The sequence below is a fragment of the Micromonospora sp. NPDC047187 genome (assembly GCF_040643355.1).
Classification (GTDB): domain Bacteria; phylum Actinomycetota; class Actinomycetes; order Mycobacteriales; family Micromonosporaceae; genus Micromonospora; species Micromonospora salmantinae.
On record NZ_JBEYUF010000006.1, the window covers coordinates 39,637 to 63,798 of the forward strand.

At 71.7% G+C, this 24,162-nt stretch carries 21 protein-coding genes; 11 read left to right on the plus strand and 10 right to left on the minus strand.

Annotated features, from left to right (window positions below):
- Positions 1 to 3: 3 nt before the first annotated feature.
- Both ABZ794_RS12845 and dtd read left to right on the plus strand, forming a co-directional pair.
- On the plus strand, positions 4 to 1,488 hold the full coding sequence (locus tag ABZ794_RS12845; protein WP_210785158.1) for a methyltransferase: 1,485 nt from the start codon (positions 4 to 6) through the stop codon (positions 1,486 to 1,488).
- Positions 1,488 to 1,910: a D-aminoacyl-tRNA deacylase gene (gene dtd, locus ABZ794_RS12850; protein ID WP_238690886.1), complete on the plus strand. Its 423-nt coding sequence runs from the start codon at positions 1,488 to 1,490 to the stop codon at positions 1,908 to 1,910. The genes ABZ794_RS12845 and dtd overlap by 1 nt, the downstream gene beginning before the upstream one ends.
- A gap of 138 nt (positions 1,911 to 2,048) precedes the next feature.
- Here dtd and ABZ794_RS12855 read toward each other — a convergent pair whose 3' ends face one another.
- A complete protein-coding gene (locus ABZ794_RS12855) occupies positions 2,049 to 2,837 on the minus strand; it encodes a sporulation protein (protein WP_357515621.1) in 789 nt (262 codons plus the stop codon).
- 244 nt (positions 2,838 to 3,081) lie between these two features.
- Between ABZ794_RS12855 and sigB the strand changes: the two genes are divergently transcribed.
- Both sigB and ABZ794_RS12865 read left to right on the plus strand, forming a co-directional pair.
- Positions 3,082 to 4,086: an RNA polymerase sigma factor SigB gene (gene sigB, locus ABZ794_RS12860; protein ID WP_210786357.1), complete on the plus strand. Its 1,005-nt coding sequence runs from the start codon at positions 3,082 to 3,084 to the stop codon at positions 4,084 to 4,086.
- Positions 4,087 to 4,194: 108 nt separating this feature from the next.
- On the plus strand, positions 4,195 to 4,602 hold the full coding sequence (locus tag ABZ794_RS12865) for a VOC family protein (RefSeq protein ID WP_210786358.1): 408 nt from the start codon (positions 4,195 to 4,197) through the stop codon (positions 4,600 to 4,602).
- 10 nt (positions 4,603 to 4,612) lie between these two features.
- Here the strand turns inward: ABZ794_RS12865 and ABZ794_RS12870 are convergent, their stop codons facing one another.
- Genes ABZ794_RS12870 through ABZ794_RS12880 form a run of 3 tightly spaced genes read right to left on the minus strand, consistent with a single transcriptional unit; the run spans position 4,613 to position 9,283 of the window.
- On the minus strand, positions 4,613 to 7,168 hold the full coding sequence (locus tag ABZ794_RS12870; RefSeq protein WP_357515623.1) for a GNAT family N-acetyltransferase: 2,556 nt from the start codon (positions 7,166 to 7,168) through the stop codon (positions 4,613 to 4,615).
- 24 nt (positions 7,169 to 7,192) lie between these two features.
- Positions 7,193 to 8,374 (minus strand): acetoin utilization protein AcuC, encoded by a 1,182-nt coding sequence (locus ABZ794_RS12875; protein WP_210786360.1) that lies wholly within the window; start codon positions 8,372 to 8,374, stop codon positions 7,193 to 7,195.
- A 48-nt stretch (positions 8,375 to 8,422) separates the two neighbouring features.
- Positions 8,423 to 9,283, minus strand: a complete 861-nt coding sequence (locus ABZ794_RS12880) for a sulfurtransferase (protein WP_210786361.1) — start codon at positions 9,281 to 9,283, stop codon at positions 8,423 to 8,425.
- 100 nt (positions 9,284 to 9,383) lie between these two features.
- Between ABZ794_RS12880 and ABZ794_RS12885 the strand changes: the two genes are divergently transcribed.
- Positions 9,384 to 10,073 (plus strand): metal-dependent transcriptional regulator, encoded by a 690-nt coding sequence (locus ABZ794_RS12885; protein WP_091400569.1) that lies wholly within the window; start codon positions 9,384 to 9,386, stop codon positions 10,071 to 10,073.
- Between the two features lie 32 nt (positions 10,074 to 10,105).
- Here ABZ794_RS12885 and ABZ794_RS12890 read toward each other — a convergent pair whose 3' ends face one another.
- Together ABZ794_RS12890 and ABZ794_RS12895 are read right to left on the minus strand one after the other, a co-directional pair.
- Entirely contained in the window at positions 10,106 to 10,654 is a 549-nt protein-coding gene (locus tag ABZ794_RS12890) for a hypothetical protein (protein WP_210786362.1), read from the minus strand.
- A 92-nt stretch (positions 10,655 to 10,746) separates the two neighbouring features.
- A complete protein-coding gene (locus tag ABZ794_RS12895) occupies positions 10,747 to 11,007 on the minus strand; it encodes a DUF5522 domain-containing protein (RefSeq protein ID WP_210786363.1) in 261 nt (86 codons plus the stop codon).
- A gap of 148 nt (positions 11,008 to 11,155) precedes the next feature.
- Here ABZ794_RS12895 and ABZ794_RS12900 point away from each other — a divergent pair, with 148 nt between their 5' ends.
- Positions 11,156 to 11,719, plus strand: a complete 564-nt coding sequence (locus ABZ794_RS12900) for a dihydrofolate reductase family protein (protein WP_210786364.1) — start codon at positions 11,156 to 11,158, stop codon at positions 11,717 to 11,719.
- 54 nt (positions 11,720 to 11,773) lie between these two features.
- On the plus strand, positions 11,774 to 12,715 hold the full coding sequence (locus ABZ794_RS12905) for a MerR family transcriptional regulator (protein WP_210786365.1): 942 nt from the start codon (positions 11,774 to 11,776) through the stop codon (positions 12,713 to 12,715).
- Between the two features lie 45 nt (positions 12,716 to 12,760).
- Here the strand turns inward: ABZ794_RS12905 and ABZ794_RS12910 are convergent, their stop codons facing one another.
- Complete coding sequence (locus ABZ794_RS12910) at positions 12,761 to 13,696, minus strand: DUF2332 domain-containing protein (protein WP_210786366.1); 936 nt, start codon at positions 13,694 to 13,696, stop codon at positions 12,761 to 12,763.
- A 143-nt stretch (positions 13,697 to 13,839) separates the two neighbouring features.
- Between ABZ794_RS12910 and ABZ794_RS12915 the strand changes: the two genes are divergently transcribed.
- The 3 genes from ABZ794_RS12915 (at position 13,840) to ABZ794_RS12925 (ending at position 16,722) form a co-directional block, all read left to right on the plus strand.
- On the plus strand, positions 13,840 to 14,952 hold the full coding sequence (locus ABZ794_RS12915; RefSeq protein ID WP_307850673.1) for an FAD-dependent monooxygenase: 1,113 nt from the start codon (positions 13,840 to 13,842) through the stop codon (positions 14,950 to 14,952).
- A gap of 205 nt (positions 14,953 to 15,157) precedes the next feature.
- Entirely contained in the window at positions 15,158 to 15,628 is a 471-nt protein-coding gene (locus tag ABZ794_RS12920; protein WP_357515627.1) for a hypothetical protein, read from the plus strand.
- Positions 15,629 to 15,822: 194 nt separating this feature from the next.
- Positions 15,823 to 16,722, plus strand: a complete 900-nt coding sequence (locus ABZ794_RS12925; protein ID WP_210786367.1) for a bifunctional 5,10-methylenetetrahydrofolate dehydrogenase/5,10-methenyltetrahydrofolate cyclohydrolase — start codon at positions 15,823 to 15,825, stop codon at positions 16,720 to 16,722.
- Between the two features lie 852 nt (positions 16,723 to 17,574).
- Here the strand turns inward: ABZ794_RS12925 and ABZ794_RS12930 are convergent.
- Together ABZ794_RS12930 and nrdR are read right to left on the minus strand one after the other, a co-directional pair.
- Positions 17,575 to 20,481, minus strand: coding sequence for a vitamin B12-dependent ribonucleotide reductase (locus tag ABZ794_RS12930; protein WP_210786375.1), 2,907 nt, complete (start codon positions 20,479 to 20,481; stop codon positions 17,575 to 17,577).
- 34 nt (positions 20,482 to 20,515) lie between these two features.
- Positions 20,516 to 21,016 carry a transcriptional regulator NrdR gene (gene nrdR, locus ABZ794_RS12935; protein ID WP_210786368.1) on the minus strand — a complete coding sequence of 167 codons (501 nt, stop codon included), beginning with the start codon at positions 21,014 to 21,016 and terminating at the stop codon, positions 20,516 to 20,518.
- Between the two features lie 539 nt (positions 21,017 to 21,555).
- Here nrdR and lexA point away from each other — a divergent pair.
- Complete coding sequence (gene lexA, locus ABZ794_RS12940) at positions 21,556 to 22,341, plus strand: transcriptional repressor LexA (RefSeq protein ID WP_210786369.1); 786 nt, start codon at positions 21,556 to 21,558, stop codon at positions 22,339 to 22,341.
- Between the two features lie 73 nt (positions 22,342 to 22,414).
- On the opposite strand, the gene ABZ794_RS12945 is transcribed toward lexA, so the two are convergent.
- Positions 22,415 to 24,157, minus strand: a complete 1,743-nt coding sequence (locus ABZ794_RS12945) for a hypothetical protein (RefSeq protein ID WP_210786370.1) — start codon at positions 24,155 to 24,157, stop codon at positions 22,415 to 22,417.
- Positions 24,158 to 24,162: the final 5 nt, after the last annotated feature.

Consider the following 24,162-nt stretch of genomic DNA (forward strand, 5'->3'; position numbering starts at 1 on the left):
GGGGTGGACGAACACGACATGCTGCTCTCCCCCGCCGGTGTCGACGCGCTGCGCAGCGCACTGACCCGGACCGGATTCACCAGCCACGGCATCGCCGAGCGGCTGGGCGCCCAGGCGACCGCGGCGGTCGCCCGCAACGACTATCGGGCCGCGCTGCGCGCCACCGAGGACGGCGACCCGCTCGGCACCCTGATCCGGCTGTTCATCTGCGCCCAGACCGAATCGGAGGCGGCGGTGGCCGCCGCGCTGGCGCCGCTGAGCCTGGCCGAGGCCCTCGCGGGCGGGCTGGTCGAGCGGTACGGCGACGGCCTGCGTGCCGGCATCGACCTGGAGCCGTACGGCGAGGACTGGTGGGTGCTCGCCGACGTGCCGGCCAGCGCCCGCCCGGGTCGCCCGTTGCACGCCGAGCACGTCCTCGGCGTCGGCGGGGCAACCCACACCCTGATCGGCGCGACCATGCGCCGGCCGGTCGACACCGCACTGGACCTGGGCACCGGCTCCGGCATCCAGGCCCTGCACCTGGGCACCCACGCCAGGTCGGTGACCGCCACCGACCTCTCCGAGCGGGCGCTGCGCTTCGCCGCGACCACCGCCGCCCTCAACGGTCAGGAGTGGGAACTGCTCCGCGGCGACCTGGTCGCCCCGGTGGCCGGTCGGCGGTTCGACCTGGTGGTGAGCAACCCACCGTTCGTGGTCGGCCCGGGCACGACCACGCACGTGTACCGCGACTCCGGCCGGATCGGTGACGCGATCGGCGCCGAACTGGCCGCCGCCGCCCCGGGCCTGCTCACCGAGGGCGGCACCATGCAGTACCTGGCGAACTGGGTGCACGTCGCCGGCGAGGAGTGGGACGAGCGGGTGGCCGGCTGGTTCGCCGGGACCGGTCTGGACGCCTGGGTGATCCAACGCGAGGTGGCCGACCCGATGGCGTACGTCGACCTGTGGCTCACCGACGTCGGCGAGACCGCCGACCCGCAGCGGATGGCCGCCTGGCTGGACTGGTTCGACGCACACAAGGTGGAGGGCATCGGCTTCGGCATCGTGTCACTGCGTCGGAGCGGGCACGCCGACCCGGTGGTGCGGGTGGAGGATCTGCGCCAGCGGGTGCAGCCACCGCTGGGCGACCAGGTCGCCGCCTGGTTCGACCGCCAGGACTTTCTCCGGGTACGCGACACCGAGGCGTTGCTCGCCGAGCGCTACCGGGCCGCCGAGGGCCTCCAGCTACGACAGGAGGCCACCATGGGCGACGAGGGCTGGGGGGTGGACCGGCAGGTCCTCGCTATGCCGCACGGCCTGCGCTGGACCGAGGAGATCGACCCGCTGGTGCTGGCGCTGGTCGGTGGCGCCGACGGCCGGCTGCCGCTGCGTGACCAGCTCGCCCTGCTGGCCGCCGCGCACGACGTCGAGCCCGACGAGATGGCCGAGGCCGCCGGCCCGATCGTGGCGCACCTGGTGGAGCGCGGCTTCATCGAGCCGGTGAGCGCCTGATGCGGGCGGTGGTGCAGACCGTCGGGCGGGCCAGCGTGACGGTGGACGGCGAGGTGGTCGGCGCCATCGAGAACGGCCTGCTGGTGCTGCTCGGCGTGACCCACACCGACACCGCGGAGACCGCTCAGACGATGGCCCGCAAGGTGCACGAGGTACGCATCCTGGACGGTGAGCGGTCCGCCGCCGACACCGGCGCGCCGATCCTGGTGGTCAGCCAGTTCACCCTGTACGGCGACGTCCGCAAGGGCCGCCGACCGAGCTGGACCGCCGCCGCCCCCGCCGAGGTCGCCGAGCCACTGGTGACAGCGGTGGTCGACGCCCTACGCGCACGAGGAGCGAAGGTGGAGACCGGCCGCTTCCGCGCCCACATGCTGGTCGAAAGCATCAACATAGGCCCCCAAACCCTCCTCCTAGACCTCTAACCCACCCCCGCCCCACCCCCCTCCCCGGCCCGGCCCCCGGCCCACCCCCTCCCTCGTTGATCATGAAGTTATTGCCAACCGCAGCGGCGTGTCGGGGCAGTAACTTCATGATCAACGGAAGGAGGGTGGTGGGGAGGGTTAGGAGAAGAGGCCGCGGCGGGTTAGGGACTGGCGGAGCCAGTTGTCGAGTTCGGCGGTCCAGTCGGTGCGGTCGGCGGTGGCGTGGTCGACAGTGAACCGGCCGAAGGCGTCCCGGCCCTCGGTGAAGACACCGCCGCGCTTGTCGACCTCCAGCACCACCTGCATCTGCTGCGCGTCGGCGATGAACGTGACCTCCAACTGGTTGATCGAGCGGGCGTACTGCGGGGCCGGGCTGAACTCGATCTCCTGGTAGAACGGCAGCGTCTGGCGTACACCGTAGATGTGACCACGCTCCACGTCGGCGCGTGCGAACCGGAAGCCCAGCCGCAGCAGCGCGTCCAGCAGTCGCTCCTGCGCCGGCAGCGGGTGCACCGACACGGCGTCCAGGTCACCCTTGTCGACAGCGCGGGCGACCTCCAGTTCGGTACGCAGGCCCATCGTCATCCCGTGCAGGTGCTGCCCGTACAACTCGGTGACCGGTGTCTCCCACGGCACGTCGAAGCGGAACGGAAGGTCAAAGCGCTGCCCCGGCTCCAGCCGGAACGCGCCGGTGACCTGCTGGCGGTGGAACTCCTGAGTGGTGTCGTAGTCGTTGTCGCCGCTCTCCACCTCGACCCGGGTGACCAGGCCGAGGGCGACGTGGTCGATGTCGACCTGGTGGTCGCCGCCCAGCACCTGGATGCGGCCCTCCAGCGGGCCGCCCGGGCGGCAGTTCGGGTTCGCCAGCACCGTCTCCACCGACGGACCACCGACGCCCATCGCCTTCATGAGCCGCTTGAAGACCACACCGTCCTCCAACTGTCGTTTCGGCCGACCTGAGGTGGCCGGCCGTCCGCAACGTAGCCGGGGCGGGCAACCACACACTCCGACGACACACCGCACCAGCGATCCGACGCAATTCCTGTCGGGTGCCCGATCGCCTCACTCCCGTTTTACGCCCCGCCCGCCAAGCTGTTGTTCACACCGGCACCACTGGGCCGGGAACACGGCACCGACGTGGAAACGGGGAGAGACAGAGATGGTTCTGCAGATGACGGAACACCGGACGCGCCCGGCCACCACGACCGACAGTGACGGGACCCCCGAGGCCCTCGTCGACCTGGACGCCACCGACGAGCGCGGCATCTCCACCGACCTGGTCCGGGCCTACCTCAACGGAATCGGCCGGACGAAGCTGCTGACCGCCGCGCAGGAGGTCGACCTGGCCCGGCGTATCGAGGCCGGCCTGTTCGCCGACGAGAAGCTGGCCACCTGCACCCCGGTCTCCGCGGAGCTGCGAGCCGACCTGGAGCTGATCGTCGCCGAGGGGCGGGCGGCCAAGGACCACCTGTTGGAGGCGAACCTGCGGCTGGTGGTCAGCATCGCCAAGCGCTACACCGGCCGTGGCATGGCGTTTCTCGACCTGATCCAGGAGGGCAACCTCGGTCTGATCCGGGCGGTGGAGAAGTTCGACTACGCCAAGGGCTACAAGTTCTCCACGTACGCCACCTGGTGGATCCGACAGGCCATCACCCGCGCCATGGCCGACCAGGCCCGCACCATTCGCATCCCCGTGCACATGGTCGAGCAGGTCAACCGGATGGTCCGGGCCCGCCGCGAACTGGCGGTGACGCTGGGCCGTGAACCGACTGTCGCCGAGGTGGCCCGCGCACTGGAGATCCCCGAGATCCAGGTCATCGAGCTGATCTCCTACGACCGGGAACCGGTCAGCCTGGACCAGGCCGTCGGCGACGACGGTGAGAGCGCGCTCGGCGACTTCGTGGCCTCGGTGGACCCGCGCACCGAGCAGGGCGACGCCGCCGCCCAGGGCGAGCTGCGCAACGAGGTCAGCATCGTGCTCTCCACCCTGTCCCAGCGGGAGCAGGCGGTCATCCGCCTCCGGTTCGGCCTGGACGACGGCCGCCAGCGCACCCTGGACGAGGTCGGTCGGGAGTTCGGCCTGTCCCGGGAGCGGATCCGGCAGATCGAGAAGGTGACGCTGCTGAAGCTGCGCGCCCCGGAGCGGGCCCAGCGCCTGGAGGCGTACGCCTGCTGACGCACCCGGTTCCCACGGAAGGCCCCGGCGGTTCGCCGGGGCCTTCCGTGCTGTCGGGGTGCTTGACTGGGACACCGTCCGCTGACCGACGACGCGAGGAGAGCGACGATGAACTGGACGCTGGAAGTGGTGATCGTGCCGGTATCCGATGTGGACCGGGCGAAGAAGTTCTACGCCGACCAGCTCGGCTTCACGGTGGACCACGACACGGTGATCAGTGACGACGCGCGCATCGTCCAGCTGACGCCGCCCGGCTCGGGCTGCTCGATCGTGATCGGCAAGGGTGTCGTCCCGGAGATGCCACCCGGCTCACTCAAGGGCCTGCAACTGGTGGTTCCCGACCTGAAGCGGGCCCACGAGGAGCTGGTCGGGCGGGGTGTGGAGGTCAGCGAGATCCAGGTGGTGGGTCAGAACCCCCGGCCGGTGCCGGACCCGCTGGACAACGTGGGCTTCGTCTTCTTCGCCGACCCGGACGGCAACACCTGGGGCGTCCAGCAGATCTCCAGCCGCGCCTGACCGGGCACGCTCACAGGCGGCGGGGGCCGGTGTCCGGGCGGGCGGCCACGCCGCCCACCCCTACCTGCGCGTGCAGGATCGAGATGCCGTCCGGGCGGGCGAGCACCGGGTTGAGGGTCAGCGAGCGCACCCGGGGCTGTTCGTCGGCGAGCTGACCCACCCGTAGCAGCAGATCGGCCAGGGCCGCCCGGTCGACCGGCGCGGCCCCCCGGTGCCCGCGCAGCAGCGGCGCCGCCCGAGGCTCGTCGACCAGTTCGGCCGCGTCCCGGTCGGTCAGCGGCACCGCCCGCCAGGCCCGATCGCCGAGCAGCTCGGTGGCGACCCCGCCCAGGCCGAAACCGACCACCGGCCCGAACGCGGGGTCTTCCACCACCTCCACCACGCAGGCCACGCCGGGCGGGACCATCGGCTGGACCAGAGCGTCCGCGCCGAAGGTCGCCGCCAGGTCGGCGTACGCCCGGCGGAGGGTCGGCTCGTCGGGCAGGTCCAGCCGGACCGCGCCGAGGTCGAGCCGGTGCCGCAGCCCGGGGGCGGCCGCCTTGAGCGCCACCGGGAAACCCAGCCGCGCCGCCGCGTCGACAGCAGCGTCGACCGAGTCGACGGACACCGAGGCCACCACGTCGATGCCGTACGCGGCCAGCAGCGCACCCGGATCGGTGGCGTCGGCCCGGAGCGCTGCCTGCGCGGCAGCCCGATCGAGGTCGGGCAGCTCCGGTGCCACCCCGGGCGGGCGGCGAAGCCACTCGGCGTACCGGTGCGCGCGGGCGAGAGCGCGGACGGCCTCCTCCACGCCGCCGTATGCCGGCACCCCCGGTGGCAGCCGCCCGACCAGGAACGTCGCCACTGTCGGCTTGCCCAGCGCGAGGGCGGCCGGCAGCGCGGCGGTCACGTCGGCGTCCACGTCGGTCAGCTGGCCGGGTAGCGGCGGGGCGAAGACCACCACAAGGGCGTCCACCCGTTCGTCACCGGCCGTCTCGGCGAGCGCGGCGGCGAACTCGGCGGCGCCGGCGCTCGGCCCGACGTCGCGGGGATAACCGTCGGCCACGCTCAGGCCGTGCCCGACGCAGGCGGTCGCGGCGAGCCCGGTGAGGGCCGAGGAGTTGCCGACCACACCGACCCGGCCGCCGGCCGGCAGCGGCTGGTTGGCCAGCAGCACACCCACGTCGAGCAGTTCCGGCACGGTGTCCACCCGGATCACCCCGGACTGGGCGAAGAGCGCGGCCACCGCCACCTCGTCCGGCCCGGCGGCGTCACCGACCCCGGGCGGGCGGGCCGGCGAGGCGAGCGCGACGACCGGTTTGGCGCGGCCGATCCGCCGGGCCAGCCGGGCGAACTTGCGCGGGTTCCCGAAGGTCTCCAGGTAGAGCATGATCACGTCGGTGCCGGGGTCGTCCTGCCAGTACTGCAGAAGGTCGTTGCCGGAGACGTCGGCCCGGTTGCCGGCCGAGACGAAGCTGGACAGCCCGAGGCCCCGCCGGTCCGCCTCGGCGAGCAGCGCCACCCCGAACGCGCCGGACTGACTGAAGATGCCGACCCGACCGGCCGGCGGCAACGCCGGGGCGAGGGTGGCGTTGAGGCGTACCGTCGGGTCGGTGTTGGCCACGCCGAGGCAGTTCGGGCCGACGACCCGCATCCCGGCCGCGTGCGCCGCGCGGACCAGCGCCCGCTGGGTGGCCGCGCCCTCGCCACCGGCCTCGGCGAAGCCGGCCGAGATGACCACCAGGCCGTGCACCCCCGCGGCGGCGGCGTCGGCGACCACCGCGGTCGCCGCCTCCGGCGGGACCGCGACCACCGCCAGGTCCACCGGCGCTCCGGCATCAACCGCCGACGGGTACGCGGGCAGGCCCGCCACTGTCGACGCGCTCGGATGCACCGGCACCACCGCACCGGTGAACCCGCCGTCGCGCAGGTGCCCGAGCACCGCCGCGCCGACGCCCTGGCCGGTGGCGCTGGCACCGTAGACGACGATGCCGCGCGGGGCGAGCAGCCGGGCGATCGAGCGGGCCTCGGTGCGGTGCTCCCGGCCGCGCTGCACCTCCAAGCTGGCCTCGGTGGGCGCGATGGGGAAACTCAGGTGGACCACGCCGTCGGCGTACTCGCGCTGGACCTGGTAGCCGAAGTCGGCGAAGACCCGCAGCATCGTCCCGTTGGCCGGCAGCACCTCCGCGACGAAGCTCATGATGTCGTTGCGGCGGGCCGCGTCGGCCAGGTGCTCCATCAGCACCGAGCCGATGCCCCGCCCCTGGTAGGCGTCCTCCACCACGAAGGCCACCTCCGCCTCGGGGGCCTGCGGGCCGAGCCGCTCGTACCGGCCGACAGCGACGATCTGGTCGGCGGCCAGCACCACGAACGCCTCCCGGTCGTGGTGGTCCACCGTGACGAAACGGATCAGATCCCGCTCGGGGATTCGCGGGTACGGCGAGAAGTAGCGCAGGTAGCGGGTGCGCTCGGAGAACCGGCTGTGCATCGCCACGATGCCCGGCGCGTCGGCCGGGTCGATCGGTCGCAACTGGACCGTGCTGCCGTCGCTGAGCAGCACGTCGACCGGCTGGTCCACTGTCGTCACCGGAACGCCCTCCCCCGGCCCGGCTCAGTCCCGTGGATCGTGCGGGTCGAGCCCGAGCAGCGGGAAGACCGTCTTGCGGGTGGCCGCGATCGCCCGGTCCACAGCGTTCGGCTCGCCGGTCGGCTGCCACGGCTCGTACGACGGGTCGGCGTCGTCGGTCATCCGCAGCGGTATCTCCCGGCCCAGACGTCGGGAGGCGACCAGGTCCCGCCATGCGGGTGGGGTGAGCGTCGCCGGGTCGATCGGGTCACCGGTGGCCACTGCCAGCAGGTGACTCCAGGCGCGGGGCACCACCTCGACGAGCGCGTACCCGCCGCCGCCGGTGGCCACCCACCGGCCGTCGCACAACTCGTCGGCGAGCGCCCGCAACGCCAGGTAGGTGGCCCGCTGCCCGTCCACCGTCAGGTTCAGATCGGCGAGCGGATCCAGCCGGTGGCCGTCGGCGCCGCACTGGCTGACCAGCACCTGCGGCCGGAACGCGCGCAGCACCGACGGCACGATCGCGTGGAACGCGCGCTGCCAGCCGCTGTCGTCGACACCGGGCGGCAACGGCATGTTGACAGCGGTGCCCTGCGCACCCGGACCACCCGTCTCGTCCGGGAAACCCGTGCCCGGGAAGAGCGCCAGCGGGGTCTCGTGCAGGCTGACAGTCAGCACCCGCGGGTCGTTCCAGAAGATGTCCTGCACCCCGTCGCCGTGGTGCACGTCGACGTCCACGTACGCGACCCGCTCGGCGCCCAGGTCGAGCAGGCGGGCGATGGCCACCGCGGGGTCGTTGTAGACGCAGAAGCCGGAGGCTCGGGCGGACATCGCGTGGTGCAGCCCACCGGCCACGTTCACCGCCCGCCGGGCGTCGCCACGCCAGACCGCCTCGGCTGCGGTCACCGTCGCGCCGGCGATGAGCGCGCTGGACTCGTGCATCCCCTCGAAGACCGGGTTGTCGGAGGTGCCCAGCCCGTACCCGGCGAAGAGCGGGTCGCGCGGCGCGTTGCGCACCGCGGCGAGGTAGGCCGGCGCGTGCACCCGGGTGAGCAGGGCATCGTCGGCGGGCTCCGGCTTGACCATCCGCACCCCCGGCCGATCCAGGATGCCCAGCTCGCGGGCCAGCGCGATGGTCAGCTCCACCCGGACCGGGTCGAGTGGATGGTCACCCATGTCGTAGGCGAGCAGCGACTCGTCCCACACCACCACAGTGTCGTCGGACATGAGGCCATCGTCGCACGAGGATCGGCGCCGGCCCACCGCACGCGCTGGTCAGCGGCCGGGTGTCGACCCGGAGGCGACCGGTCGGGCCGGGTCCGCCACCCAGTTGCTCCACGATCCGACGTAGAGCGCGGCGTCCGTGCGGCCGGCCAGGTGCAGCGCGAGCACCGCCTGGGCGGCGGTCACCCCCGAGCCGCAGTACGCCCCGACGGTCCGTCCCTCGGTCACCCCGGCGGCGGCGAACCGCTCACCCAACACGTCGGCGGCCAGGAAACGGCCGTCGGGCCCGACGTACTCCCCGGCGGGCAGGTTCGCCGCTCCCGGCACGTGCCCGGCGACCGGGTCGATCGGCTCGACCTCGCCCCGGTAGCGGGGCGCCGCCCGTACGTCGAGCAGCACGGAGTCGTCCGCGGCGGCCAGCGCGGCGGCCTGCCCGGCGTCGAGCACCGGGAGATCACCGGCGCGGACCACGACGTCACCGAGGGGTGGGGCGGGCGCGTCGGTGGAGACGGGCCGACCGGCGGCGACCCAGGCCGGGTAGCCGCCGTGCAGCAGGCGCACCGGCCGGTGACCCGCCCAGCGCAGCGTCCACCAGGCCCGCGAGGCGGCCATGCCGTCGCCGCCGTCGTACACCACCACCGGGTGACCGGCGCGGACGCCGGCGGCCCGCAGCGCGGCCTGCAACGCGGCCGGGTCGGGCAACGGGTGCCGGCCGCCGGCACCCGGCGCCCCACAGAGCGCGGTGTCCAGGTCGACGAAGACCGCCCCGGGCAGGTGGCCGGCGAGGTAGTCGTCGCGTCCGGGCGGGCCGATGAGCCGCCAGCGGACGTCGAGCAGGGTGGGCGGATCGACCTGGCCGAGCTCGGCGACGAGCCGACCGACCTCGACCAACGGTTCCTGGGTACCGGACATGGCGACCATCCAACACCATTCGCGTAGACGGCACGCGGTTCGGCGAAGGTCACCAGCCGTTCGCCGAGGTAACATCGTGCACCGGAGGGCCGCTGACCTTATGAAGTCTCACGACCTGGTCGACACGACCGAAATGTACCTGCGCACCATCCTCGAGTTGGAAGAAGAGGGGGTGCCGCCGCTGCGTGCCCGGATCGCCGAACGGCTGCAGCAGAGTGGCCCCACTGTGAGCCAGACCGTCGCCCGAATGGAGCGCGACGGGCTGCTCACCGTCGAGGGAGACCGGCACCTGACGCTCACCGCCCTGGGTCGCGGCAGCGCCGTGTCCGTGATGCGCAAGCACCGCCTCGCCGAGCTGCTGCTGGTCAACGTCATCGGGATGCCCTACGAGGAGGCCCACGAGGAGGCCTGCCGCTGGGAGCACGTGATGAGCGACGCGGTGGAGAAGCGGGTCTACGACCTGCTCAACCGGCCGACCCGTTCCCCGTACGGCAACCCGATCCCGGGGCTTCAGGAGCTGGGTTCGCCGGCGGCGGAGACCACCGAGGCCGCCGAGGGCGAGCGCAACCTGGCCTTCCCCGGCCTCTCCGGGTCGGTAGTGGTACGCCGGATCTGCGAGAGCGTGCAGAAGGACGCCGACGTGCTGCGCCAACTGCACGCCGCCGGTGTCGACCCGGGCGCCACTGTGACAGTGGCCCAGGAGCGCGACGGGGTGTCGATCGACCGCTCCGGTGACCGGGTGCGGCTGCCCCGCGAGGTCGCCTCCCGGGTCTTCGTCGCCGCCAACTGAGCAAACGGGCTGAGCAACAGGACACCCGGGCGTCACAACGCCCGGGTGTCCACCTTTTTCGCCAACGCGGTCAGGTCACCGGTCAGCTTCTCCACCGCCGAGCGCTCACTGCCACGGGCCGTGGTCCAACTCACCGTGGCCAGCCGTCCGTCGCCGGCCAGCCAGCCCACCTCGGCAACCGGCCCGTGCCCGCTCGCCGCGGCGGTGGTCCGCTTGTACGCCTGCTGACCCAGCCCGGTGACCTTCGCCGCCTTGTCCGGCACCACGTCCGCGCCGAAGCTGGCCTTGTCGACAGTGGTCTCGGTCACGCTGAGCGTCAACTCCGGCAGGGTGGCGCCCGCGGCCCGGACCACACAGGTGTGGGTGTCACCCTGTTCGCTGGCCGCCGCCACGTCGAAGCGGACCTTCACCACCTGCTCGATCACCGCGAAGTCCAGCAGACGGCAGGCGCCGCCCGAGGAGGCCGCCGCCACGTCCACAGCGATCGGCACCGGCGGCGGCACCGCCACCGGTTCCGCCTCGTCGGCGCACCCGCTCACCAGCAGACCGGCCAGCCCGGCGACCACGATCCGACCGCGCACACTCCACCCTCTCGCCGACCCACGGCGGAAGGCGCCCGCCAGATGTCCGTCGGACACCGTACGGGGTGTCGGTGTCGTGCGGAAGTCCTCGTTCACGCCGATCCCGAGGGTGGATCATCCACGTACGGACAGTGCCGGCAGCCGCGCCCGCAGCACGTGCCACGGCGGGCCAGGAAACCGGCGCTGAGCACGAACAGTCCGCTCGCCGGGTCGAGGTAACCGGCCTCACCGGCGGCCAACGCGGCGGTGTGCGCGGCGAGGATCCGGGCCCGGTCGGGGTGTTCGGACGGCAGCCGGGACGGGTGCGGCTCGGTGAGCGGCCGGTCGGCCAGGGGTAGTCGCTCTCCGGTCACCGCAGCAGTCTAGGGACGGTTCGCGGTCGGCCTTCCGCTGCCTGGCTGCGCGACATGCACCCGGCGTCGTCGCGGCGAGCCGTCGTTTCGTCGTACGGTCCGACAACGATCGGGGTCGACACCTGTCGACGCGTACGGAGGGGAAACCATGCGGAAGATCGTTGTGCAGATGAGTCTGTCGTTGGACGGGTTCTTCGAGGGCCCGGGTGGCGACATCGGCTGGCACCAGGTCGACGAGGAGTTGCACCAGCACTTCAACGACGTGATCGCCCCGATGGGCGGGTTCCTCAGCGGCCGGGTCAGCCACGAGCTGATGGCCGCCTACTGGCCGACCGCCGATCAGGACCCGGCCGCCAGCGGCCCGGAGCGCGAGTTCGCCCGCATCTGGCGGGACATGCCGAAGATCGTCTACTCGCGCACCCTCGACCACGCCGACTGGAACGCCACAGTCGTGCGCGAGGTCGACGTCGAGCAGGTCCGCAAGCTCACCGCCGAACCGGGCGGCGACCTGGCGCTCGGCGGGGCCGACCTGGCCGCGACGTTCGCCCGGTTCGACTTGATCGACGAGTACCGGATCTACGTCCATCCGGTGCTTGTCGGTCGGGGCCGTCGACTCTTCCCCGAGGCCGAGACTCCGACCGGTCTGCGGCTGGTGGAGAGCCGGGTCTTCGGCAACGGGGTGGTCCTGCTCCGCCACCAGCGGGTCCGCTGACCGATGAGCGCAGCGGCTTGAGTCTCCACCGGGGGGAGACGCGAGGGTGGGGGCATGAGCGGGCAGACGTTTCACACGATCGGCGACCTGGCCCGACGGACCGGCCTGAGCGTCAAGACCATCCGGTACTACGCCGACAGCGGGCTCGTGCCGCCGACGGACCGGAGCCCGGCCGGCTACCGGCGGTACGGCCCGGCGGCGGTGGCCCGGTTGGAGCTGGTCCGGACGCTGCGTGACCTGGGCCTGGATCTGGCCACCATCCGGCGGGTGGTGGCCCAGGAGGTACCCCTGCCAGAGGTGGCCGCCGCGCACGCCGAGGCGTTGACCGTGCAGATCCGGGTGCTGCGGCTGCGCCAGGCGGTGCTCACCGTCGCGGCGAGGCGCGGGTCGGGCCCGGCCGAGGTGGACGAGCTGCACCGACTGGCCCAGCTCACCACGCGCGAACGCGGGCAGTTGGTGGCGGACTTCCTGGACGGCGTCTTCGCCGGCCTCGGCGACCAGCCCGCGTACCCGGGTGTGATCGTCTCGTTGACACCGGAGCTTCCCGAGGACCCCAGCACCGGGCAGATCGAAGCCTGGCTGGAGCTGGCCGAGTTGTGCCGGGACCTGGATTTCCGGGCCCGGATGCGGCGGCTGGTGCGGCAGCACGCCGCCGACCACGACGTCACGGGGCTGCCCCGCCCGGACGCCGTCGCGGTGGTCCGGGACGCGGTGGCCCCCGCCCTCGCGGCCGGTCTCGACCCGAGCAGCCCGGACGCCGATCCGGTGGTCGCAGCCGTCACCAGCCGGTACGCCAGCCTGCACTGTCACTCCGACGAGGCCGACCTGCGTCGGCGGTTGCTCGATCGGCTGGTGCCGGCCAACGACCCCCGCCGGGACCGCTACCTCGACCTGTTGGCGGTGCTCAACGGTTGGTCGACAGGCGATGCGACGGCACCGGCGGTGGACTGGTTCATCCGGGCCCTGCGCCACCGGATGCCCGAGCCGGTCTGTTGAGCTGACCGGGCCTGGGGGCTTGGCGGCCGGGTCGGCTCGGCGGCGTCAGCCGAACCAGGTCAGCGACTGGCCGTGGCCCCTGGCCCAGGCCACCGGCTTTCCGTCGAGCGCGAGGACGTTGTGCAGCACGTCGCTCGGCGGGGCGGGCAGCCCGTCGTACCGGAGCACCTCCGGCCCCTCGTTCGCCACCCAGTGCCCCGGCAGCTCGCGGACCAATCGGACGAACGCGTCCCGGCGCGGGGGCGCCACCTGATAGAGCACCGACGTGTGGAAGACCACCAGCGTCGCGTCGGACGGCGCCCGCGCGGCCAGCGCCGGCAGGTCGTCCACCAGGTCTCCGCGGACCAGCAGCGGCGGGTCGGCCGCTGCGACCGCCGCCGCGGCGCGCAGCCGGGCCCGCCGGTGGGAGTGCTCCGGCCAGATCAGCGCGTCCAACCAGGACACGTCGTCGCTGTCGGTCACGTCGAGCGGGTTGAGGTCCAGGCCGGCCCGCCACGCCACCTGGGGTACGCCTGCCGGCGGCACCAACCCGTTGGCCGCGCAGTCGAGGACCAGCTCACCGGAACCGACCTGATGGTCGCCGTAGCGGTACGCGTACCGGTCGGGGTAGAGGCAGAGCCCGGCCGACGCACCGACCTCCAGCAGGGCGAGGGGCTGCGGCAGCGCGGCGAGCACCGGCAGCAGGACGGCGCACCGGCCCGCCTCGTTCGTCTGGGTGGCCCGGGTGAGCATCTGGGTCTCGACGGCCGGCCAGTGCGTCACCACGTAGTCGTGGAACGCGGCCGGGTCGTCGACCGGGCCACCGAGCCAGCGGACGACGCCGAACAGCAGATTCGGCTGCCGCTTGGCCGGCGGAAGCCCGTCCAGCAGGGTGAGCAGCTCGTCGTCGCGGGCCACCGCCTGCGACAGGCGCTCGTACGTGGGCGAGACCCCGTGCGCCTCGCGGCTGCCGAACTCGGCGTACGCCTCAGCGGTCGTCATGCCCTCATCGTCGCAGCCCATTCCTCGGTAGTTCAGCCCCCGTTCCCGTGCGCTGACTCACCCGCCTCGTAGAGTGCTGCGGCGGCTGGACCGTTGAGCAGCAGCTCAGCGGGGTCGGGCAGGGCAACGGGGAGGAGCGTGTCGTGCGGGGTGCCGGTGTCCGGGTACTGATTGTCGGCGGAGGTGTCGCCGGACTGGCGACGGTGGCCGCGCTACGCGAGTGGGGTGCCACTGTCGAGGTGGTCGAGCGGGCAGCCGGGCCGACCGACTCCGGCACCGGCATCTACCTCACCGGCAACGCGACCCGGATGCTCGACGTACTCGGTCTGGCCGAGCCGGTCGTCGACGTCTCCGTGGAGATCACCCGGCAGCGCAGCGCCAACCAGCGCGGGCGTCGGCTCTTCGACATCGACGTGGCCGCGCTGTGGCGGGGCGTCGGGCCGTGCGTGTCGCTGCCCCGGGCGCAGCTGCACCGGGCGCTGCTCGCCGGCGTCGGCGACACCCCGATCCGCTGGGGCCGCCAACCGGTCGCGCTCCTTGCCGAGGGCGACCAGGTCGCCGTCGAGTTCGACGACGACAGCAGCGAACGGTACGACCTGGTGCTCGGCGCGGACGGGGTGAACTCGACCGTCCGCCGGCTCGCCTTCGACGGCCAGGCGGCCCGCGACCTCGGCCAGTACGCGTACCGGTGGGTCGCTCCCCGCGTCGACGACGAGCCGGTCTGGTCGGTGCAGTTGGGGCGCGGGAGGCAGTTCCTGACCATCCCGATCAGCGCCGAGCAGACGTACTGCTACTACAACGACGGCCCGGTGGCCGACCGGCCCGGCTGGCGCGACGAGCTGACCGCGACGTTCACCGAGCCGGTGGCCACCATGCTCAAGGCCCTCGACTACGACGACAGCACCCTGCACGCGGGGCCGAACCAGGAGGTCGTGCTCGACTCCTGGTCCCGGGGTCCGGTGCTGCTGATCGGCGACGCCGCCCACGCCACCTCGCCGAACATGGCCCAGGGCGCGGCGATGGCCCTGGAGGACGCGGTCGTGCTCGCGTCGTCGTTGGCCACCGCCGGGTCCGTTGCCGAAGCCCTGCGCGGGTACGAGGCGCGGCGCCGCCCGCGTACCGAGTGGGTGCTCAGCCAGACCCATCGCCGCGACAAGGCCACCGGGCTCCCGCCCGCGCTGCGCGACCTGGTGATGCGCCGCCTCGGCGAGCAGATCTTCCGTTCGAACTACGGCCCCCTGTTCGTCCAGCCCTGACCTGGGGCGAGCCCATCACCTCTCCGGGCAGCTGGCCCGGCCGGTCGACCCGGAAGGACCGGGGCCGTGCATGGTCAGACTTCCATGATCCTTCGCGGGGATTCCACGATCCGTTCAGCCGTCGCCTCGCCTGGTTTACCAGGCTGAGTGGACGGTCGTACCAGCTGAGATCCGGCCGGCAGCAGCGGACCTGGGAGTGGAACCAGTGCGTAGACAGTGGATGAGCTGGGGCTTCGCCGCAGTGGCGACCGGTGTCGTGGTGGGCCTCGTACCGCCCGCCGTGGCCGGCGCGATCGGAAACGCGACGACCGCGACGGGCGCGAGCGTCGAGGGTGACCGCCCCAAGCCACCCGCTCAGACGATCGAGCAGGTACGACGTCAGTACCTCGACCACCGGCCGGACGCTCCGGTGATGGTGGTGGCGCACCGCGGCTACTGGCGGGGCGCGCCGGAGAACTCCGTACCGGCGATCGACCTGGCGATCAGGAACGGCGCGCAGGTCGCCCCGGTCGACGTGCGGACCACGACCTCGCACGACGCGTTCACGCTTCAGCCGCTGCCCGAGACGCAGTACCTGACGCGGGGCACCCACGAGTTCGTGATCAGCATGGATGCGTCCGCGTACCAGAACTTCAACATCGACTACTTCGACTTCCGGTACACCGGCAAGCACTGACCCCACCGGCCGGCGACCGTCAGGGACCGTGGGCGCGGCGGGGGTCCTCCCCGCCGCGCTCCCCCTCGCTGGGCAGTTGCCCTGGTGATGCGGCATTATCGAACCACCGGCGACTGGCGGCACGGGGATGGTGGAACCATCGGGGAGCCTCTCGCGGGCGTCGACCGCCTGGGCGCCTGCGTCGAGGAACCGTCATGACCACGACCAGCCAATCCGCCGACCAGCACACCCCCTCGGGCACGGCCCGGCTCCTGCCGGGTGCACCCGTCGCCGAAGCCGTCCTGGCCGAGACGGCCGCCGCAGCCACCCGCCTACGCAGCCGCGGGATCACCCCGAGCCTCGCCACCATCCTCGTCGGCGACGACGACGCCAGTGCCGGTTACATCGCCATCAAGCAGCGTCAGGCCGCCGCGCTCGGGTTCGCCTCCCCGCACGTGCATCTGCCGGCCACCGCCACCCAGGCCGAGCTGCACCAGGCCATTGCCCGATTCAACAGCGACCCGGCCGTACACGGGCTGCTCGTGCAGTACCCCGTTCCGGGGCACCTGGACTACGACGCGGCGTTGCAGACCATCGACCCGGACAAGGACGTCGACGGCATGCATCCGCTGAACATGGGGCGTCTCGCCGTCGGCCTGCCCGGCCCGCTGCCGTGCACCCCCGCCGGCATCGAAGCCCTGCTGGCCTACTACGAGATCCCCGTCGCCGGTCGTGAGGTCGTCATCCTCGGCCGGGGCGCCACCCTTGGCCGCCCCCTGGCGATGATGCTCGCCCAGAAGCGCCCGACCGCCAACGCCGCCGTCACCGTCGTCCACACCGGCGTGCCGGACTGGGGCCGCTACACCCGCCGCGCCGACATCCTCGTCGCCGCCGCCGGCGTACCCGGGATCGTGCAGCCCGAGCACGTCAAGCCCGGCGCCGTCGTCATCGGCGCCGGCGTCCGCTACGAAGGCCGGCGCCTCCTGCCGGACGTGGACGAATCGTGCGCGGAGGTAGCCGGCGCCATCACGCCCCGGGTCGGCGGGGTCGGGCCGACCACCGTCGCGATGCTGTTCCGCAACGCCGTACGCGCCGCCGAGCGAGCGAGCCAGTAACCCGGTTCCGCCGCCATCACCAAGATCACTTGATGCTGAGTAGTCAGAACGGCTCGTCCACACCTACTCAGCATCAAGTGATCGAGGCGGCTACCTGCGCGTCTCGCCGGATGAGGTCGCCGGACCCAGCCCAGGAAGCGCCGGTGCAGCAGCCCGGCGGGCACCCAGGCCAGGTCCTCGGCCGCCCAGACCAGGTAGGACCCCATGTAGAGATTCAACGACACAGCCGCGCCCCCTGTTCAACGTGTCGCGTCAGCCAGTACTGCAGATCACCCGTCGCCCCGGCTTCCCTGAGCCGATCGCGCGCCTGATCGGAACGACGATCTCGAACGCTGACGAGGTAGACGAATGAGCCAAGCACAACCACCCACCCACCCACCACGCCCAACCGAGGGGCGACGACAACAACCGTCGTCGTACGACTGACCCGAGCACCGTCCGGTCCACTGTGATCAAGTGATGAAAAGTAGGTCAGAGATGACCCCTCGGACCTACTTTTCAACACCGTCACCTTCGGCTGCCGAGCCCACCCGCGCCGATCTTGCAGTTTCCGTCGCCCAGATGCGCGGAATGCCCGCTACGCCGCGACAGAAAGTGCAAGATCGCGGCATGCAGGCGGGCCGCCCTCGTCGATCATGGGGTTGTGGTGTCTGGTTTGGGGTTCTCCGAGCGCTTTGTCACTCACCACAACTCCTTGATCGACGAGGCGGTGCAGGTGACGGATGGCCACTGCGCCTAGCGCAAGGGTGTTTCATCACTTGATCATGGGGGTGCCGTCATGACGAGCAACTGGAAACGGCGCTGCCCCGACTCCCTTGAGGGAAGCCGGGGCGGCGCCGCGTTTCGCGTACGTCAGCTGCAGCCGCTGGTGGAGCCGCAGCCCTCGCAGACGTAGCAGCTACCGGCGGGCCGCATCTTCGTACCGCAGGTGAAGCAGAGCGGCGCGTCGGCGGCCTTGCCGATCACGGCCTCCAGCAGTTCGGTGCTGGAACCCACGCTCGGAGCCGGCTTGGCGGCGGCCACGTCGGCCATCTCCTGGGCCGGCTGGGCGACAGCCTCCGGCTTGGCCGGGGTCTCCACCGGCGCGGACGACGCCATCGCGGTGAGCTCGGCGCCGGTGACGCCAGCAGCCTCCGCGTCGGCCTCGGCCCGCAGCTGCGCGGCCCGCTCCGAGGCGGTGAAGATGCCCAGCTCGGCGCGACGCTCGTAGGGCAGGAAGTCCAGCGCCAGGCGACGGAAGATGTAGTCCATCACCGAGGCCGCCATCCGCACGTCCGGGTCGTCGGTCATGCCGGCCGGCTCGAAGCGCATGTTGGTGAACTTGCTGACGAACGTCTCCAGCGGCACGCCGTACTGGAGGCCGATGCTGATGGCCACCGAGAAGGCGTCCATCACGCCGGCCAGGGTCGAGCCCTGCTTGGACATCTTCAGGAAGACCTCACCGAGGCCGTCGTCTGGGTAGGACGACGCGGTCAGGTAGCCCTCGGCGCCACCGACGGAGAAGCTGACCGTCTCGGACGGGCGCTTCTTCGGCAGGCGCTTACGCACCGGCCGGTACTCGATGACCTTCTCGACCGCGGCCGGCGCGGCCGCTGCGGTCTCGACGGCGGCCGACTCGGTGGCCTTGTTGGACTTGGCCACCGAGAGCGGCTGGCCGACCTTGCAGTTGTCCCGGTAGATCGCCAGCGCCTTGAGGCCGAGCTTCCAGCCCTCGAAGTAGATCTTCTCGACGTCCTCGACGGTGGCCGCCTCCGGCATGTTGACCGTCTTGGAGATGGCGCCGGAGACGAACGGCTGGATGGCCGCCATCATCCGCACGTGACCCATCGGGGCGATCGTCCGCTCGCCCATGGCGCAGTCGAAGACCGGGTAGTGCTCCGGCTTGAGGCCGGGGGCGTCCACCACGTGGCCGTGGTCGGCGATGTGCTCGACGATCGCCTCGACCTGCTCCTCGGGGTAGCCGAGGCTGCGCAGGGCGCGCGGCACCGTCTGGTTGACGATCTGCATCGAGCCGCCGCCGACCAGCTTCTTGAACTTGACCAGCGCCAGGTCCGGCTCCACACCGGTCGTGTCGCAGTCCATCATGAAGCCGATCGTGCCGGTCGGGGCGAGGACGCTCGCCTGCGCGTTGCGCCAACCGTTCTTGTCACCGATCTTGTTGCCCTGGGTCCACTGCTTGGTCGCCTCGCGGACGATAGCGGTGGCCACCGGGCTGGTCGGCTTGATCTCGTCGTTGGCCGCGGCGTGCTTGCGCATGACCCGCTTGTGCGGCTCGGCGTTACGGGCGTAGCCGTCGTACGGGCCGACGACGCCGGCCAGCTCGGCCGAACGGCGGTAGGCGGTGCCGGTCATCAGGGACGTGATCGACGCGGCGACCGAGCGGCCCTGGTCCGAGTCGTACGGCAGGCCGGTGGCCATCAGCAGGGCGCCCAGGTTGGCGTAGCCGATGCCGAGCTGCCGGTAGGCGCGGGACGTCTCACCGATCTTCTCGGTCGGGAAGTCCGCGAAGCAGATCGAGATGTCCATCGCGGTGATGACGAACTCGACGGACTTGACGAACTTCTCCACCTCGAAGCCACCGTCGGCGCGGAGGAACTTCATCAGGTTGAGCGAGGCCAGGTTGCACGAGGAGTTGTCCAGGTGCAGGTACTCCGAGCACGGGTTCGAGGCGGTGATCCGCCCGGTCTCCGGGCAGGTGTGCCAGTCGTTGATCGTGTCGTCGTACTGCAGGCCCGGGTCGGCGCACTCCCAGGCGGCCTGGGAGATGGTGCGGAACAGCTTCTTGGCGTCGACGGTGTCGATCACCGAGCCGTCCAGCCGGCCGCGCAGGTCGAAGCCCTTGCCGTTCTCGACCGCCGACATGAACTCGTCGGAGACCCGGACCGAGTTGTTGGCGTTCTGGTACTGCACGCTGACGATGTCGGAGCCGCCGAGGTCCATGTCGAACCCGGCGTCACGCAGGGCGCGGATCTTGTCCTCCTCGCGCGCCTTCGTGACCACGAACTCCTCGATGTCCGGGTGGTCCACGTCGATGATGACCATCTTGGCCGCCCGGCGGGTCGCGCCGCCGGACTTGATGGTGCCGGCGGAGGCGTCCGCGCCGCGCATGAAGCTGACCGGGCCGGAGGCGGTGCCGCCGGAGGAGAGCAGCTCACGGGACGAGCGGATGCGCGACAGGTTGACTCCGGAGCCGGAGCCGCCCTTGAAGATCAGCCCCTCCTCCTTGTACCAGTCGAGGATCGAGTCCATCGAGTCGTCGACGGCCAGGATGAAGCAGGCGCTGACCTGCTGCGGCGACGGCGTGCCGACGTTGAACCAGACCGGCGAGTTGAAGCTGAACACCTGGTTCAGCAGCATCCAGGTCAGCTCGTGCGCGAACACCTCGGCGTCGGCCGGGCTGGCGAAGTAGCCGTACTCCTCACCCGCGGTGCGGTAGGTGGTGACCACCCGGTCGATCAGCTGCCTGAGCGACCACTCGCGCTCCGGGGTCCCCACCGCTCCCCGGAAGTACTTGGTGGTCACGATGTTTGCCGCGTTGACGCTCCACGACTCCGGGAACTCCACCCCACGCTGCTCGAAGTTGATCGAGCCGTCCCGCCAGTTCGTCATCACGACGTCACGGCGCTCCCAGGAGACCTCGTCGTACGGGTGGACCCCCTCGGTCGTCCACACCCGCTCGATCTTCAGCCCCGCGCCTGCCTTGCTTCGTGAACGGCTAGTAGTCACGCCGTCGCCCCCCTCGTCTGCGCGGTCACCCACCGCGCGTCCCAATCTCTTGAAAAACTGTGAAGACTCAGCTGGTACGGCCGGCGGCCTCGACCGCATCGGCCCGGCCCTGCTCCCGGGCTTGCGCCGCGGCCCGCAACGTCTCGATCTCGCGCTCGAAGTCGGCGAGCGAGTCGAACGAGCGGTAGACGCTGGCGAACCGCAGGTAGGCGATCTCGTCCAGGTCGCGTAGCGGACCCAGGATCGCCAGGCCCACGTCGTGGCTGGGGATCTCGGCGGCCCCCTTGGCCCGGACCGTCTCCTCCACCCGCTGCGCGAGCAGCGCGAGTGAGTCGTCGTCCACCGGCCGGCCCTGGCACGCCTTACGCACCCCGCCGATGATCTTCGTGCGACTGAACGGCTCGGTCACCCCGCTGCGCTTGACGACAGCGAGGACCGCCTCCTCGACGGTGGTGAACCGCTTGCCGCACTCCGGGCAGGACCGCCGCCGTCGGATGAGCTGGCCGTCGTCGGCCTCCCGCGAGTCGACCACCCGGGAGTCAGCGTGCCGGCAGTACGGACACCGCATCGCCCACCTCCTAATAATGATCAACTGCGAGCACACCGGACACCCCCGGGCACGACTCACCGCGACGGTGCCATCCTCGGATGGCGCTCGCCGTGATCGACGTTACGGGAGTGCGGTCGGTAGTCAGACCCAACCTGTAGGCAACTTACGCCCGTGTCACTACTACATCTAGGGGTCGACCGTATGTCGCTGGGGAAGCCGGGTCAAGTTGGCCGGCGTGTCCGGCGCGTCACGGACCATCCGGTCATCCACGCACCGCACAGCGCCCGAAGACCCAACGTCACGATGCCGCCCGGGTTACCGGCCAGCCGGCCGAACGCGGCCGGAAAATGGTCCAGGATCGAACACCAGTGCTACCTGACGTACCATTTATCAGAACATCCGTACGACGGGAGCGCTTTTTCACCCCGACACGCCGATGAGAGGTCGTACAGATGTTTGAAAATGACTGATCTCACCTATACGGTCATGAACAACGTGGCACCACCGCACGCACCACGAGCCGACGAGGCACCCAGCGCCGACCAGGGAGGACGGACGTGACCGAGGACCGGGCCAGCCGGCCGAAGAGCCCGCAGCAGATCACCGAGGCGGGCCCGCCGGCCACCCGACGCCGCAGCGCCGCGCGCAGCCGGACGGGTCAGCCCGCCGTGCGCCCGGTCACCCCGGTGGTCAGCGCCTTCCCCGACCCGGTGACGGTCGACCTGACCGCCCGCCAACGGCGCATCCTGGAGTTCATCCGCAACTGGGTGGAGCGCCACGGCTACCCGCCGAGCGTCCGCGAGATCGGCGAGGCGGTCGGCCTGGTGTCGCCGTCCAGCGTCGCCTACCAGCTCAAGGAGCTGGAGAAGAAGGGCTTCCTGCGCCGCGACCCGAACCGGCCGCGCGCGGTGGACGTCCGTGCCCCCAGCGAGGCGATCGACGACGAGCTGTCCAGGGCACAGCGGCCCACCCCGGCATACGTGCCGATGCTCGGTCGGATCGCCGCCGGTGGGCCGATCCTCGCCGAGCAGGCCGTGGAGGACATCTTCCCGCTCCCCCGCGAGCTGGTGGGTGAGGGCGAGGTCTTCATGCTCCAGGTCAAGGGCGACTCGATGCTCGACGCGGCGATCTGCGACGGCGACTGGGTGGTGGTCCGGCAGCAGCCGACCGCGGACTCGGGCGAGATCGTGGCCGCCATGCTCGACGGCGAGGCGACAGTGAAGACCTACCGGCGGCGCGACGGGCACGTCTGGCTGATGCCGCAGAACCCGGCCTTCGACCCGATCCCCGGCGATGACGCCACCATCATGGGCCGGGTCGTGGCGGTGCTACGCCGGATCTGATCGATCGGCGGGTGGGTGCCGACAGCGCTCACCCGCACCGCTCGGTCAGGACGAATGAGCGCTTCAGCGCCGATCAGTAACGGTCGCCCCGGGGACCGCGACCGCCCCCGGGATACTGCCCGTACGGGTCGATGGGCGCGTCGTCGTCACGTCGCCGGCCGGGCCGTTGACCCCGGTAGTCGGGCTCCTGCCCGCCGCGCCGGGGCGGCTCCGCGCGACCGGGCTGACCGCCGTCGCCGCCGTAGACGCCACCGCCAGGACGGCCACCGCCGCCCTGCGGACGACCGCCACCACCACCCTGCGGACGACCACCGCCACCAGCCGGGGGGCGACCGCCGCCACTGGCGGGAGGACGACCGCCGCCGCCAGCCGGGGGACGACCGCCGCCGCCGTAAACGCCAGCACCGCCGCCGTCCGGTCGCGGCGCACGGTAGCCACCGTCAGCCGAGGCCGGCCGGCCGCCACCGCCGTACACGGCACCACCCGCCGGGGCCGGGCCACCACGACCCGCACCACCCGCCGGGGCCGGACCGCCGCGAACCGCACCACCGCCGTAGACCGCGCCGCCGGCCGGGGCGGCGCCCCCGTAGACACCACCCCTGCGGTCATCGTCGGCCGGGAACCCGTCAACGGCACGGCCCGCGCGCGGGCCGAACGGCTCATCGTCCGGACCCGACGGGTCGGACGCGTCAGCGGTCGGCGGCCGACGGCGGGCGCGAACGATGCCGAAGATTCCGGCGGCGACCAACAGCAGGCCGATCAGCCCGACCGCCCCGACCAGGTACGTGATGTCGTCCAGGCTCAGCCCGTCGGTCCAGGACTTCGACGCGGCCGGTTTGGCGCCGTCCTCGGCACTCAGTGGCACGGCGGTCGACGTGGACGGGGTGTAGCCGAGAATGTCGACCGGCTCGTCCTCGGTGAACCGGCCCGCGTCGGAGACGGTGAGGAACGACTTTCCGTCCGAGGTGTAGCTGATGGCCTCGCCGAACGGGTCGGCCAGCGGCGTCACCCTCGGCTTGCCGGTGGTGAGCGCACCCACGATGTCGCCACCGGTCACGTCGAACTCGAAGGCGTCCGCGTACGTGCGCAGGACCACGCGGGAGCCGTCCGGTGCCCGGGATGCGCCGGTGATGGCGATCCGGCCGAACGTGTTGAGGGTGTTCTCCGTCTGGGTCTTCGGCAGCGTGAGCTCGCCGGCCTTACGCATCGGCACCGGGTCGGTGTCGCCGCTCTTGAGGGCCGCCGACGGCGTGTAGATCTCGGCCTTGCCGCTGGTCACCTTGGTGATGATCAGCGGTTTTCCGTCGTCGCCGATGAGCAACGCCTCAGCGTCGTGCGGTTTGGCCTCCGGGTAGGAGAGCCGGTGCAGCGTCGGCTGCTTGGCGCCGGTGACCGGCATCGACCAGAGTGCGACGCGGCTGCGGCGCTCCTTCGAGTCGGGGTTGTCACCGGTGTCGGCGATCCAGAGTGTGCGGCCGTCCTTGGACAGGGCGAGATCCTCGGTGTCGAACGGACCCTGCCCCGAGTAGCGGACCGGCTCCTTCGAGATCTTGCACTTACTGTCGAGGAAGAACACCCGCTTGCGCGCCGCGACGTCGGTGCCGTCGTTGATGACGATGTAGCCACTCTTGGTGGCGACCAGCCCGGACAGCTCCCGTAGGCGCTCGTCGGTGATCGTGCATCGCTTCTGGCCAGGGTTCGCGGCGGGCGGCCCCGACGCCCCAGGGGCGGGAGCCGCTGCGGCGACTCCGGCGAGCGCCACGGTTGCCCCGAGCAGGCCGAGGGCAACCGTGACCGAGGAAACAACGCGGCGCATTCGGC